Origin of the sequence: Auritidibacter ignavus (genome assembly GCF_003703835.1) — a bacterium.
GTDB lineage: Bacteria > Actinomycetota > Actinomycetes > Actinomycetales > Micrococcaceae > Auritidibacter > Auritidibacter ignavus.
This window is the reverse complement of record NZ_RDQR01000009.1, coordinates 38559-52609: the sequence shown is the minus strand read 5'-3', so window position 1 is coordinate 52609 and position 14051 is coordinate 38559. Positions and strand designations below refer to the sequence as shown.

At 61.6% G+C, this 14051-nt stretch carries 13 protein-coding genes and 1 pseudogene; 10 read left to right on the top strand and 4 right to left on the bottom strand.

The window, feature by feature from the left end:
• Positions 1-336: 336 nt before the first annotated feature.
• Positions 337-489 (top strand): hypothetical protein, encoded by a 153-nt coding sequence (locus tag DYI20_RS12320; protein ID WP_158524611.1) that lies wholly within the window; start codon positions 337-339, stop codon positions 487-489.
• 274 nt (positions 490-763) lie between these two features.
• Here DYI20_RS12320 and DYI20_RS06270 read toward each other — a convergent pair whose 3' ends face one another.
• Positions 764-1753 (bottom strand): IS5 family transposase, encoded by a 990-nt coding sequence (locus tag DYI20_RS06270; protein WP_110099031.1) that lies wholly within the window; start codon positions 1751-1753, stop codon positions 764-766.
• 205 nt (positions 1754-1958) lie between these two features.
• On the opposite strand from DYI20_RS06270, the gene mobF reads away from it, so the two are divergent.
• Positions 1959-5426: a MobF family relaxase gene (gene mobF, locus DYI20_RS06265; protein ID WP_244924665.1), complete on the top strand. Its 3468-nt coding sequence runs from the start codon at positions 1959-1961 to the stop codon at positions 5424-5426.
• Between the two features lie 356 nt (positions 5427-5782).
• Here the strand turns inward: mobF and DYI20_RS06260 are convergent, their stop codons facing one another.
• The 3 genes from DYI20_RS06260 to DYI20_RS12935 form a co-directional block, all read right to left on the bottom strand.
• Complete coding sequence (locus tag DYI20_RS06260) at positions 5783-6133, bottom strand: transcriptional regulator (RefSeq protein WP_110099033.1); 351 nt, start codon at positions 6131-6133, stop codon at positions 5783-5785.
• Positions 6126-6782, bottom strand: a complete 657-nt coding sequence (locus DYI20_RS06255; protein WP_136089238.1) for a hypothetical protein — start codon at positions 6780-6782, stop codon at positions 6126-6128. The genes DYI20_RS06260 and DYI20_RS06255 overlap by 8 nt, the downstream gene beginning before the upstream one ends.
• An 85-nt stretch (positions 6783-6867) precedes the next feature.
• Complete coding sequence (locus DYI20_RS12935) at positions 6868-7002, bottom strand: plantazolicin family TOMM peptide (RefSeq protein WP_110099035.1); 135 nt, start codon at positions 7000-7002, stop codon at positions 6868-6870.
• A gap of 227 nt (positions 7003-7229) precedes the next feature.
• Between DYI20_RS12935 and DYI20_RS06245 the strand changes: the two genes are divergently transcribed.
• From DYI20_RS06245 to DYI20_RS12930, 8 genes and pseudogenes are all read left to right on the top strand, one after another.
• The gene (locus DYI20_RS06245) at positions 7230-8114 is read left to right on the top strand and encodes an ABC transporter ATP-binding protein (protein WP_110099036.1); all 885 of its coding nucleotides are present in this window, start codon (positions 7230-7232) and stop codon (positions 8112-8114) included.
• Positions 8111-8899 (top strand): ABC transporter permease, encoded by a 789-nt coding sequence (locus DYI20_RS06240; protein ID WP_110099037.1) that lies wholly within the window; start codon positions 8111-8113, stop codon positions 8897-8899. The genes DYI20_RS06245 and DYI20_RS06240 overlap by 4 nt, the downstream gene beginning before the upstream one ends.
• A 10-nt stretch (positions 8900-8909) precedes the next feature.
• Positions 8910-9629 (top strand): SDR family oxidoreductase, encoded by a 720-nt coding sequence (locus DYI20_RS06235; protein ID WP_110099038.1) that lies wholly within the window; start codon positions 8910-8912, stop codon positions 9627-9629.
• Positions 9630-9632: 3 nt separating this feature from the next.
• Positions 9633-10631: a TOMM precursor leader peptide-binding protein gene (locus DYI20_RS06230; protein ID WP_110099039.1), complete on the top strand. Its 999-nt coding sequence runs from the start codon at positions 9633-9635 to the stop codon at positions 10629-10631.
• Positions 10628-11974, top strand: a complete 1347-nt coding sequence (locus DYI20_RS06225; RefSeq protein ID WP_110099040.1) for a YcaO-like family protein — start codon at positions 10628-10630, stop codon at positions 11972-11974. Before DYI20_RS06230 ends, DYI20_RS06225 begins: the two co-directional genes overlap by 4 nt.
• Before the next feature lie 14 nt (positions 11975-11988).
• Positions 11989-12810 (top strand): SagB/ThcOx family dehydrogenase, encoded by an 822-nt coding sequence (locus DYI20_RS06220; RefSeq protein ID WP_110099041.1) that lies wholly within the window; start codon positions 11989-11991, stop codon positions 12808-12810.
• On the top strand, positions 12795-13448 hold the full coding sequence (locus DYI20_RS06215; RefSeq protein WP_110122785.1) for a CPBP family glutamic-type intramembrane protease: 654 nt from the start codon (positions 12795-12797) through the stop codon (positions 13446-13448). The genes DYI20_RS06220 and DYI20_RS06215 overlap by 16 nt, the downstream gene beginning before the upstream one ends.
• Positions 13442-13930: pseudogene (locus DYI20_RS12930) on the top strand (class I SAM-dependent methyltransferase); the annotation flags it as partial. The gene DYI20_RS06215 and the pseudogene DYI20_RS12930, both read left to right, overlap by 7 nt.
• Between the last annotated feature and the right edge of the window lie 121 nt (positions 13931-14051).

Genomic DNA, 14051 nt, shown 5'->3' with positions numbered 1-14051 from the left:
GGCCCCGTCGATGGTGAGGGACATTTTCCACCACCACGACCCCAGCACAGTCAGCAGCAGCCAGCCGGGCCGACCATGGCGGAAGGCATCCTCAGAGGTCAGAAATCACATCGTCCCAGGTCACGACGGGGGTGCACATTTTCCACCCCCGTGAACCGGCTCAACTCGACCTCAGTTCAGGGTTCCTGGACGGTCCTGCCACGGTGGCGGGACCGTCCCACCAGCACCTTCACTCCCGACGTGCTCCGTCCCTGCCCTGCGGCGTGAGGATCTGCCGCTGACACCTCGGGCAGGACCAACGTAACCTCTTGGCAACCTGCTGTCTGCACTCCGAAGGTGGCATACGGGCGTGCTGGCGGAAGTATCTGGCTACGCGGTCTCGGGGTGTTCAAACACGGGGAGCCCTTCGCTGAAATCAGTGCCATCGCTCCAGAAGTCCCCGCCCGCATCGACCACGCTGCCCTGACAACCCGGAACGCACTGTACTGACCATCACCTACAGCGTTGAGGAGCAGCTCACCCACATCCAGCAGGTCCTCAACACCCGCGACCGCCTCGGGCATCCCGCCCAAACCACCTGCGACTAGGTCACCATCATCGCCTGGAACAGAACCGTCCACGATGCCCTAAGGATGCGCTGATCTATGGGCCATTGCTGGCCCGCGGAGGTCTGATCTGGCTCTGAGGGGCGCGTAGCGTCCTCCGATGTTGGCCCCTGGCCCCTGCTTTCGGGGCTGTGGGGGCGTTTTCGGGCAGGCTGGCGCTATGCCGCCGCTGGAGTCAGGGCGACGGCGCGGGCTCTCATCAACCAGTTGGCTGAGGCGAAGAGCACTGCCAGGTGGTTGAGGTTCTTCGCGATGCCGCGGTAGCGGGTCTTGGTGAAGCCGAAGTCACGTTTGATGATCAAGAAGGGGTGTTCGACCTTGGCCCGGATCGCGGCCTGACGGGACTGCTCGGCCCGGTCCGGGCCGGCCATGGTCTTGAGCACGCCCTTCTTGGCGGCGATGCGCCAGGAGATCTTCGATAGCCGCTCATCGCCGGCGATCTCAGGGCGTTTGGCGGCTCCTTGGTAGCCGGCATCGACATAGACGACCTCGTCATCATCCCGGACCAGGTTCGCGGCCTGATCCAGGTCATGGACGTTCGCCGCGGTGGCGGTGATGGTGTGGACATAGCCGGTGGCGGCGCAGGTGGCGATGTGGGCTTTCATCCCGAAGTACCACTGGTTGCCCTTTTTGACCTGGTGCATCTGCGGATCCCGCTTGCCGGTGGCGTTCTTCGTCGATGACGGTGCGGCGATGAGGGTGGCATCGATGATCGAGCCTCCGCGCATGATCCAGCCCTCGGTCTCGAAGATCTCGTTCTGCGCCGCCAGCAACGCCGCCCCCAGATCGTGTTCTTCGAGGAGGTGGCGGAAGTGCAACAGCGTGGTCGCATCCGGGACATCCTCAACAGCGAAGTCCAGGCCCATGAACTTGCGCATCGCATAGGAGTCATAGATCGCGTCCTCCACGCCCTCATCGGAGAGGGAGAACCACCCCTGGAGGAGGTACATGCGCAGCATCGTCTCGATCGGCTTGGCCTTCCGGCCCCGCTTGCCCGGGGTATCGGCGTAGTAGTGCGGCTCGATCAGCCCCACCCAGGTCTTCCACGGGATCGTGGCATCCATCGTCTCCAAGAACTGCTCACGCTTGGAGACCCGCCGCCGCCTGCCGTACTCGATATCCGTGAAAGAGAGCTGATCGCTGGCCATACCCCATGATCCCAACACCACCCCAGGGCGAGCCGTCAGGCAGGCCGCGCTACCCAATAAATCAGCGCATCCCTAAGACGCCCCACCCAAGTTCCTTGAGTTTCCGCCGATCCCGCCCAGGCTCATTGATTCATTGATGCACGTATGCCACGGCGGGGCCGTGGTGTGCACCTCCCTGACAAGAGGCCCACTTGTCGGGGAGGCGGTGACCGGGGTGAAGGGTGGGGTGATCCTGTTTCGCGGCAACGGTGCTGCCGCGCGCCGGTATGTTGAGGCTGACCGTTCCGGGGCGGATGAGTACTACCTCGGGGCGGACGATGCCGTGGCCGAGTACGCGGTGCTCGACACCAATGGGGAGGTCGCCGCCAGTCGTCTCCTGTCGGCGGTTGAGTATGAGGGGTGGGTGGACTGGAGAGAGCCGATCACCGGTGAGCAGATGGGTAGACCGCGTGGTCCGGGTGAGGGTCAGCGGGGGTCGCCGTTGTTCGCGGAGATGACGATCAACGCCCCGAAGAGCCTGTCGGTCGCCGCTGCCCTGCACCCCGAAGTATCTGAAGCCCTGGATGCTGCGCAGCAGGACGCGCTGGCGGAGATTCGTCGCTGGCTTGCCCGGCACTCGGTGACCCGGGTGGGGCCGAGGGATGCGCGGGAGGTCATACCTGTTGAGCGGATGCAGGTGGTGGGTATTGGGCATAAGACTTCTCGTGCTGGTGATCCGCATCGGCATATCCATATGCAGATCGGCACGAGAGTCTGGGCGGCTGGGAAGTGGCGGGCGCTCGACACGGCGGCGTTGTTCAAGCAGCAGGGCGCGATCCGCGCGATGGGCACGGCGGTGATCGCCGCACACCCGCAGCTCGCCGAAACCCTCGCGGAGCACGGGCTGACCCTGGACCCCGTGTCGGGTGAGGTGACGGAGTTGCAGCCCTTCAACACGGTCATGTCGAAGCGGTCAGCGCAGATCAAGCGCAACCTTGACCGGCTCGAAGCCGAATGGGAGGCCGCACATCCCGGGGAAGAACTCGGTCCGGTGATGTCGGCGCGGTTGCAGACCATCGCCTGGAGTCACCAGCGCCCGGGGAAGAAACCGGCGGACCTCAAGGACGAGCAGTGGTGGGTACAGGAACTCCGCGAGGGCGGATACCACCCCGAGGGTCTCGAACGTCAGGCGGTGCAACCCCCGGTGCGGTTGGACGAGCTGTCGGTGCAGCAGGTCGCCAGCCGTGCACTGGACCGTTGCGCCGCGAGTGCTTCCGCGTGGACGCGGCATACCGTTCAGGAGCAGGTCACTAGGATCACCACCGAACACGGCATCCACGCAACACCAGCAGAGTTGAGGGAGTTCATCGCCCTGACCACCGACCTGGCGGACTCGGATTGCTTCTCTGTGCTGCCACCGGAGGCACCGGCACCGGGACATGTGGCCCATCTGACCAGTCTGAGCGTGGTGACTGCTGAGACCGCACTACGCGACCAACTCACCACCGCAACCCCGGAGCGGGAGCCGGAGCACCCGGACGTGGCCGAAGCCGCCCAAGCTGCCGGGTTGGATGAGGGGCAGCGCGTCGCGGCGGCTGCGGTGGCCTCGTCTGATCCGTTGGTGGTCGTCGAAGGCGCAGCCGGGGCGGGCAAGACCACGATGCTCGGTGCCGCAATCCAAGTCGCCGCCGAACAAGATAGAGCCTCGCGGGTGGTTTCGCCCACGTTGCGGGCCGCGCAGGTCGCCCAGGAGGAACTTGGGGTGTCTGCTACCAGTGTTGCCGCTCTGGTGCATGCCCATGGGTGGCGGTGGAACTCTGATGGCGTATGGACGCGCCTGACCCCTGGTGAGACTGACCCTGAGACCGGCGGTACCTACACCGGGCCGCCCCAGGACGCGGTGCTGTCGCGCGGTGAGCGGGTGATTGTGGACGAGGCCGGGATGCTCGACCAAGACACCGCCCACGCCCTACTCACCATCACCGCCGAAGCGGGGGCGTCAGTCGCGTTCGTCGGTGACCGTGCACAACTCCCGGCCGTAGGCAGGGGCGGGGTGCTGGAGATGGCCGCACAGATCACAGGCCGCACCTACGACATGACCGAGCTGCATAGGTTCTCGGATGCTGAGTACGCGGCACTGACCCTGGCTATGCGAGACCGTGACGACCCCGGCGACGTGTTCGACCGGCTCACCGCAATGGGACTGGTAACCCTGTACGCCGACGACGAGACCGCCCGGGAGCACATCACCAGTCATGCTCAGGACGGCGAGGCAATCACCGTAGCAACCAATGATGAAGCAGCGGAGCTGAACGAGCGCATCCGCACCGGCAGAGTCCAACGCGGTGAGGTTGAGGACACGGTCACCGCCACCGGCAGTGACGGGCTGCCCATCGGAGCCGGTGACCTCATCCAGACCCGCCGCAACGACACCGGCTTGGGGGTGGCGAACCGGCAGCAGTGGATCGTCCAGCACGTCGCGGACGACGGCACCGTCTACGCCCGCGAAGCCGGAAGCGGGCGTAAGACCCCCCGGACTGTCTCCCTGCCGCCTGAGTATGTAGGTGAGCACGCGCACCTGTCCTATGCCGCGACCGCCTACGGCGTCCAAGGCACCACCGTGAACGGTTCCCACACGATACTCTCGGAGGCCACCAGCGCGGCAGGGGTCTACGTGAGCATGACCAGAGGCCGCCAGACCAACCACCTCCACATCGTCGCCGAAGACCTCGCAGATGCGCGGGCTCAGTTCATCGAAGCGATGGAACGCGACCCCGCCGACGGGGGCCTCGACCACGCCACCCGTACCGCACAAGAAGCGGTGCGCGGACTCGTCAAAGACGGCCCCATACAAAGGGTCACCCAGGAACTCGCCCGGCTCGACCACGCGGCCAAACGCGCAGAACGGCAGGCACAACGGTGGGAGCAGATCGCCGCACGCCTTGATACCCAACGTGCTGCACACCGGACAGAGGACGAACAGAGCGCCGCTGTGCTCCGCAAGGCCGAGGAAGCTGCCCAGCGGATACGCGCCGAGGTCATTCAGCCGTTCACCATCCAGGCTAGACACGATGGTGCCGCCTACCTCGCCGCTGTTGAGGCCGAGGCCGCTGCGCGCGCCCGGCTCTCGACTGTGGGCAGGTTCGGCAGGCGCAAGGCCCGTGCCGAGCAGAAGGCCGCAACTGAACAGGCTCAAGTACTGCGTGGTCGGGTCAGCCGCGAATGGGGCATCCCCCCGAGCAGCGCTGATCATCTCTCGGAATGGGCGCGCACCGTCGCCACGGCACGCGCTGAGACCGACCCCCGCGTGACCGAGACCGTGCAGAACCTCGAAGCGGCCCGAGGTGAACGTGAGGCTATGCAGAAGACCCATGAACAGGAGCACCTGGCGCTGTTGGTCAGTGAGTATGGGGCTGAGCGTGTCCGCCATGACCGAGCAGGTGCCCTCATGCTCAACCCCCACCGCAAAGCTGAAGACGCTCGTGCCCGAGCCACGGCGATCCGTGCTGAGGCCGATGAACTACGCACCCTTCCGGTCAACGAGGCCGCGCGTCGGATCGAGGCAAAACAGGCCGAGCAGGAGCACCCCCGGCAACAAGCGACAGAGAGGGAGAAGCAGCTCCGTGACTCGTTCATCCACGAGTCCCGTCTCACCAGCGGTCCAGATCACGAAAGGCCAGGGCACGGCCTATGAGATGTCCAGCGACGGCCCGACAAGTAGGACCCCACAAGAAGAACACTCCGCTGGGGCGGAACGGCGCACGGTCTCTATGAAACAGGCAATTTCCCCAAGTGTGCCGATTGGCCAAACACTACGCCCCGCACAATAGTCACTTATAGATATCGCAGCGGCCCTGCGAAACGTGACCGGCTTAGTGGCATACGCGCCGCATCACCGAAATCGCCGTAGCGGTGGCCAGCAGCGTCAGCACACAGTCGACGCAGCAACGAAAGCCAAATCTAGTTCCCCTTAAGAAACTTCACGGCACATGCCTTACCTTGCGGAGTTCACCCACCGGCAGCCCTAAGGCGAACATGTCAACTTCCGCACTAACGTGTCCTTGCATCATGAGGATGCCCCGATGTTTGTGTCCTGCACTCATCGACGCCATCCAGGAAACCCCGCAGCTGCTCAATGTAACTATCGAACTCACGAAGGCCCCGCTTAGATAGTCTGACCTCCGTGACAGGGGAGCGTTTCACAAAGCGCTTCTCCTGATGAATGTATCCGGCCTCTTCGAGCTTCCGTAGATGCGACGTGAGGTTTCCGGACGTCACTTCAAGGACCTCTTGGAGGCGACTGTACGAGATCCTATCTCCCGGCCCGATGCTCGCTAGAGCGGCCATGATATTGAGTCGCACTGGAGCATGAAGGACTTCGTTCACCGCTAGTTCAGGCATGACCACGAGTTCCTAGATCTATGCGATCGAGGCGCCGCCGAGCGGCACTGTTGGCTGCCGCCAAAAAGAAACTGCCCCCCGCCCCAACAGCAACGAAAAGAGGCGAGTGCTCCGGAGGGATAACGAGCCCTGCGGCGCCTACCGACACGAGAGCGAGACCCAGCCCAGTCTGCCAAACCGGGAAGTTACTAGCGATCAGCAGATACATCACCCCGACAAGCAACGTCGCTGTCGCGCCTGATACCGCACCGATCTCGGCCATTGCATTCTCTCTGCCCCTGTATTGAGTGATCGCCAGGGTCAAGAGCACAATCCAGGCGACAACGAGAACTCCCCAGAGTCGGATCATCCTACCTACCGTCTCGTAGGTTTCACCTCGCAGCCCACGAAACCGCTTCCGAATTTCAGTAAAAGTGAAGATAAACCCGAAGGCGCCCATTGCCCCGAAGAGAACAGCCCCAACAACAGGTGGACTGCCATCAGCCCAGCGCACATTGAAATACAACGCCCCGTATCCAAGAAGGTAGACAGCACCCCACACCAGGAAAAGTAGTGGTTCGTTGATTGAGACCGCCTCGCGGGCACGCCTCTCGACTTCGGCAGCGCGACGCAGCACTGATGAGGCCTCTGTTGGCTGTTCTTCGATCACCGAGCTCGCCTCCCATCGCACCACCGACGGGACCTTGGGAGTCTCCGGTTGGAGACTCCCAAGGTCCCGTCTTTTGCGATCAAATCTACCAGCAGGACGAAGAGCTGGAGATGATCGTGGTGGTGGTGCAGCGCGCCGCCATGGGCTCGAAGAGGTGCTGGCCCTCTCCGAAGAACGTGACTGTCATGGACGCCGCAGCGGGAACCTTGCCGAGTTCCATAGCGAACCTCACTCTCTGATCAGGCGGATGAGAGGTCGGGCGACCCTCTCATCGAGAGTCTCTCCGACCCAGCCCAGCCTGTCAAGCCAGCCACCTTGCATCGCAGGGCTCGTAGCTAGTGAACGGACCTCCACTCGAGCTACCAGACCGGCCCGTCGCTTTGCACCACAGGGTGCCTTGCCTTACGGGGCTTGCGGTATCGCACGGTGGCCCTATAGGTTCGAGGCATGACTACTTCGACTCTCGTTGACTGTGCGTTGGTTTCGAAGACATACGGAACTAGGACGGTCCTAGATGAGGTCTCGATGCGGGTTGGCACCGGTGAGTCCATCGGTCTCGTCGGGCGTAACGGCGCGGGCAAGACAACACTTCTCAGCATCATCCAGGGTCTCCGTCGCCCCACCAGCGGCAGGGTCGCGCTCTTCGGAGGCCCCCCGACCAAGGCACGCTTCCGGACAGAGTTGGGCGTCGCGCCGCAGGCCCTGAGCCTGCCAGATACCGCACGCGTCGATGAAGTCATCAGATACGTGAGAGCCCACTACCACGACCCGGTCCCTACGGCAGATCTCATCCGCGACTTCGACCTCGGGACACTTGCCCGCAAGCAGGTCGGCGGCCTCTCCGGCGGCCAGAAGCGCCTTGTCGGCGCCTGCCTCGCGTTCGCAGGAAATCCCCGCCTCGTTCTCCTTGACGAACCAACGACCGGCTTAGATTCCGAAGCTCGCGAACGTCTGTGGCAGATCATCCGGGCCAAGACTTACAGGGGCACCAGCGTAGTTACGACCTCGCATTACATGGAAGATATCGAGCAGCTCTCCGAGCGCATCGTCGTTCTACACCAGGGTCAGATCATTTCCGACGGATCAGTCAATGACATACGCGACAGCAGCCAGACGGTCACGATAACTGTACAAGCGAGTATGCCCGAAGATCTTTCGTGGCTAGAGAGCGGAGTCGCCCAGAACGCCCAAGAAAGGGCTTTCGAGATCAAGACCACCAACGTTGATCTGACATTGGGAGAACTGCGTCGCCACTTTGGCACCCTTGACAAAGTCGAGGTCACTCGAGATTCGCTGGAGAACATCATTCGTAACCTGACGGAGACAAAATGACAGACACCATTCGGCCGCTGAAGCCCACGCTGGCACTCGCGCTCGTTCAGGCAAGGTTTCAGCTGACGGAGGCCGTCAGGATTCCCGTCAGCATTCTCATGACCCTCGCCGCGCCATGTATGGGACTTCTCTTTTTTGTGATTCCTCAGCGGGAGGTCGCGACGAATCCAGACAGCGCAACCCAAGCTGTACTTGCACTGGCGATATTCGGCATCCTCGCGAACTCCCTGTTCCACTTCGCCGTCGAAGTCGCCCAGGCCCGAGAGCGCCCCTGGGGCTCCTATACCCGATCGCTTCCTACCACGGAAACCGCGCGGATTGTCTCGTACCTAATCTCATCAGGGATCCTTGCCCTAGGTTCCGTTCTTCCACTGGCCTTACTGGCAGCATTCACCACTGAAGCACGGTTATCGGCAATACCTGCCATCGGTGCTGTCTTCTCGCTCATATTGACCTCAGTGCCCTTCATGCTCATCGGAATGATCATCGGATACTCCAGTGGTTCAAAGGCCGCAGTCGCTCTAGCTCAGGTCCTCATGCTTCTCCTGGCTTTCGGGGGAGGGTTGTTCCTTCCTCCCATGATTTTTCCGGACTGGCTCAACGCCATCTCCCTTACGCTACCGTCGCGTTCCGCGCTGGAGATCGTGACCTGGGCGGCAGGCTTTGCCGACGGGCTTCCAGTCGCGGGCCTCGTCGGCTGGGTGGCGTGGACAGCGCTTACCTTCCTGACAACCGTCCTGCTGGTCAAACGCGATACCGACCGCGAGTATCGCTTGTCTGCCTAGGAGATCAAAGATGTCGGCGATCAACTACATCGGCACCCGGCCTCCTCTCGTCGAGGCCTTCGGAGAGCAAACTGGCCAGATTGCCCACGTCACAACGCAAGTCATCGACATCGTGGGTGTCGACGCGCCCAGCTTCGATCAAATCGAAGAACGCGCGGCATCAGATGCAGCCACTGTCATCCTGTCCGTGCGGCGACACGAACTAACCGACCGAGTCGGCAAGCTGGAGAACCGCCTCCTTGAGCACTTGCGCTCTGCGGTAGTTTTCCGCACGGCTCCACTCGACCGTTCCCTCGAAATGTACTGGGGTTGGGCTACCGCGACCGAGGTGCTGCTCACCGCCTTCCACCCAGTCGGTACCGCATGGGTTCACACCGAGGATCTGGTGGAAGCCGTTCAGCGCCTCGATCCGGCGACCATACGGGAGCGCGAGGGAAGGGCGTTCGACATCACAGGCCCAGAACGAGTGCCGATGGAACGACTTTGCGCGGAGTTCTCTGACTCCTTCGACACAAAGATATCCCTTGAATGCGAGACACCCGAATCTGTTTCGAGGAGTCTTCTGGCCAACGGGATACCGGCCGAAGTCGGGGCCTGGCTCGTGTGGTACCAGGCCGCCGTGTCCGACCCCAGACTGCCACCGACAACACCCGTCCTGGCTGACATCCTCGGCCACGACCCCAGATTTCCCCGGCTCGTACCGGAGCCGACGCGACCAAAGGAGAGCTAAAGAATGATTACACAGACAAAGCGGGACCAACCGACGCGCTACTTTCGGCTTAATCCGACCGTGTCTCTCGGAGAACTGGAAGACGCTGTCGTCGCCGTCTACGGGCCGTCCGTCATCAAAATTGACGGCGACAATGTACTGCCTTTCGTCGCATCGCTCGTGCACGCGCTACGCAACGTTGATCAGGTCACCCTTGCCGACCTTAGTCAGCAAACTGGATCGCCCGCCGAAGACCTACTCCCTGTCCTTGAAATGCTCGTCCAGGCCAAGATGCTCGTCACCTCTACCGAGCCAATGAACGTGCAGGGAGTCCTAGCGTCGCTGCGGACAGGCGAGCAGATCGACCAGAGTGAAATCGATAGTCGGATTCAGTCCGATTGGGTCCAGGTCTGCGCCAGTCCGACTAATAAGCTCGCCGAACTAATCACCGATCTCCTGCGGAAACAAGGGCTTTCTGTCCGCACTATCGAGGGGGACGAACCGGGTCAACCGTCGGCACTGCGACTTGTGATTGGCTCCACGCACTTGGACGGTCTGCTAACGACCTCGAACAGCTTTGCCCTGGAAGCGGGGACTCCTTGGCTCCCCGTAGTCCCGTACGACGGCGACACTGCCTGGGTCGGCCCCTTCGTCGTTCCTCACCAGTCGGCTTGCCTGACATGTTTCAACACCCGTCGCTCGGCCAACTTCTCCGACGACGTGATGCGTCCCTTGCTCCCGACGATCCAACCGTTGGAGCCCGTAGTCTCGCACACCGTCGTGACGCCAATTGACATCATCCAGGCGGGCATAGTGACCAACTTCGCCTTCGAGTACATCACGCTTCGCGACTATGCCCCGAGCTGCATGCCGGGCGGACTCACCACCGTCACTGTGAACGATCGTGGGGTGTCGATGGACACGCGGCGTGTGTACAGAGTCCCCCGGTGCCGCGATTGCTCGCCCGTCGCAGATACTGGCTTCCCGCAGGTGTGGTTCCATCAAGATGAGGTGCAGCCATGACCACCATCGACACCTGGAGCACCACCACCCGAAGCTGGGAAGTCCTCAGCCCGCTTGCAGACCCCATCGTCGGAATCGTTCGCCGTCAGTATCGAAAGCTTCGCGACGTCGACGACATCTGGGGCCACTCTATCGGCGCGCACGGTACCGATAGCGGCGTCGTGTTTGGAGTTCCCTCCAACGCCTACAACGGCGGCGGCTCGCCCGACCCGGTCTCCGCAGAACTTGCAGCCATCGGAGAGACCGTAGAACGGTACAGCGCTTCCTACCCTCCCGTCGATTCTGACAAGGTGATCAAAGGAACATCCGCGTCGCTACGCGCAGACAACAAAGACGTAATCGACGCCGACGACTGGCAACTGTTCGCGAGTTGCCAGTACTCCAACGCCAACTTCCCGTACTCCCGGTGGGATGACGATGTATCACTCTGGTGGCGTAAGGGCACCGACGCCGTCTCGGGCGAGGGTGTATGGACACCAGCACAGCTCATTCACATGGCAGGACCTTGGCGCGGCGAAGAAGCCATCGGATACGCAACGAGTAACGGCCTTGCCTGCGGCATCACACCCGTCGAGGCCGCTCTGTCGGGGCTGTTTGAGGTCGTCGAACGCGACGCGTTCATGCTTACCTGGTACAACCGCATTTCTCTACCATTGCTTCGAATCGAGTCGAGCGATCGGCTGCATTCCTATATCAAGCGATACGTGTCACCGACCTATCTTGACCCCTACTTGGTCGACATGACTGTCTACACCGGCATCCCCACGATCCTGGCAGTCATCCGCAGCCGCCACTCCAGCCTCGCACCCTTCGCGCTCGGTGCTGCTTCGGCAGCAAACATTGAACGCGCTGCTGAAAAGGCAGTCACTGAAGCGATGTACACCCGAACCTGGATGAAGACGGAACAACGAGAAGGGCGAGCCATCCTCGACACCAACTACTTCGAGAGTGTGAAGTCGTTCGAGGACCACATCCGACTTTACGCAGGTACTCCGCTCATCGCTGAGGCCGACTTCCTAACCTCGAGTACTGAAAGCACCGATGTAGACAACCACCAACGCTTTCCCGAGGACGGACCCCAGAGGCTTTGGAACGCGCTTGTCGATCGGCTGACGGAACTCGGACACCGAGTGCTCACTTTCGATGTGACGAGCCCGGACATCCGGGAAGCAGGTGCTGCCGTAGTCAGGACCGTAATACCTGGAATGCGCCCCATAGACGTTGCCTACAACGCCCGCTTCCTGGGCGGTTCCAGGCTCCTAGAACTTCCTTACGAGCTTGGGCTCGTTCATCACCCCCTCACCATCGACGAGCTCAACCCAGCTCCTCACCCGTTCCCTTGACCAAAGAGGTTCACATGCCCGAACTTGAACGCCATGCAACCAATCTAGTTGATGTTGTCTACGGTAACGAGGTCCTCCGATACGACGACCCGACCGAGAACTGGTTCGAAGTCACAAAGATCTACAGGCCTTCAATGGCGTGGGATGCACCAGGCGTCTCCCGCCTGCTACGATCGCCGATCCTCCAGGAGATCGCGACACGGGCCGGTAAGAAATTCGACGACCTCCCATTGCTGGAGCTACCTCCTCCCCTCTCCTGTGAGATGCCGTTGAGCGAGGCCATCTCGCGACGGATCAGCGCCGAACGCTTCTCCGGGGATTCCGTAACCCTTGACCAGATCGCTACCGTCCTCGCGAACAGCTACGGAGAGCTACGGCGCGTCGAAGGTATCCGGCGATCCGTTCCCTCGGGAGGGGCGCTCTACCCCCTTGACCTTTATATTCTGTGTAGTCGCGTCGAAGGACTTGAACACGGGGTATGGTATTTCGACGCGCGTCGTAACGGACTCACACGAATCGGGGACTTCGACGAGGAATTTCTCGGCCGCACACTACTCCAAGAGGAGGCCGTCGCGGGAGCGGCCGTAACATTCATCATCTCGGCCAGTTTCTGGCGCTCGCGGTTCAAGTACGGGCCACGCTCCTCACGTTTCATCCTCATCGAAGCTGGACATGTCGTCCAGAATATGGCGCTCACGGCAGCGGCCCTCGGACTTGCAGGTCGCCCCTATGGCGGCTTCGTGGACGATGAGCTGTCCGACGTTATAGGACTACAGAATGGCGTTGACGATGCCCCGCTCTACACTTACGTAATGGGCACGTGGAACCACCAGTAGCTGCGACGCTCACTACTGCGGCGGGAATTGGCTTACATCTCGCGTCTCCGACAATCGCCTACGTTGTCGGACGGTCGGCGCGAATCCGAAAACGCATTAGCCCGGAGCACGCCTACGATCTCTTCACCACCATCGGCGCCGCATTGTGTCTGTTTGCGCTTCTCGAGCTCAGCATCTTCCCCGTCGGGCAGATCCTGACGTTCGGATTGCTATTCGGCCTAATGGCCGGCGCCGTTGCTCCTCTCGCGCTCTGGCGCGCCTACGGGAAGACCCCGACGATCAGGCGGCCCACACCTAGAACTATCTCCCTGGCCCTCCTTGCTCTCTGTGCCGTTGCGGAAGAGATCATCTGGCGGGTCACGGTCGTCCACCTCGTCCACAATGGGCTCGACGCGCCGTACTGGATCGCGATTGTTGTCAGCATTGCAGGTTTTGCGGCTCTTCATCTCGGACTTCACGGCGCACGTTCAGTCCCGTACTTTGTTGGATTCGGCGCGCTAGCTGTATGCCTTACTATCTTTCTGGGCGTTGGCGCGGCCATCGGTTTCCATCTGGCGCACAACCTCGTTATCGCCCTGGTCCACCCCAAACCACGAGATAGCTACGTGCGCCCAGTCGCGAGTGAGGTCAAATGGTAGATGATGCAAAGAACGCCACGGACCGCCGCCGTGACGCCGCCAATCGCGCCCAATCCTGGTTCACCGACTCTGATAAGCGCGCGGTCAGCACTGCATTCGATGAAAGAGAGACTAGCCACCTACGTACACTAGCGGTGGCGACGGTGTACTCGCTTTTTAAGCACTTGTATGGGCGCGCTCCGAAGACTTTCCTCGACGTTGGGTGCGGCACTGGGGAAGGCCTCGCCTATGCGCGGCGGCTCGATCCCAACCTCCGTACAACGGGAATAGATCCCGTCCCTCAGGCCATTGCCGCCGCCAGACACCTGAATGCCGAGGCGACGCTTCACTGCATTGACGCAGAGGGGCTGACAGTGAACCTGATCGACCCGCCAGAGATTACGTTAATCCATCTCTGCCTCGGCCTTTGGTCTCAGCCAACACGAGGTTTGATAGCGATCATGAACACAATGCCACCCGAATCCATGCTCTACATCGTCGATCTCAACCGAGCCGATCGGCGCAACGCCTTAGATGCTGCACGGAACAATGCCGAGCGAACTTACTTAACTGACCAGTATCACGCAGCATACGCGCCGGGGGAACTTAGTAGGCTATTGTTGA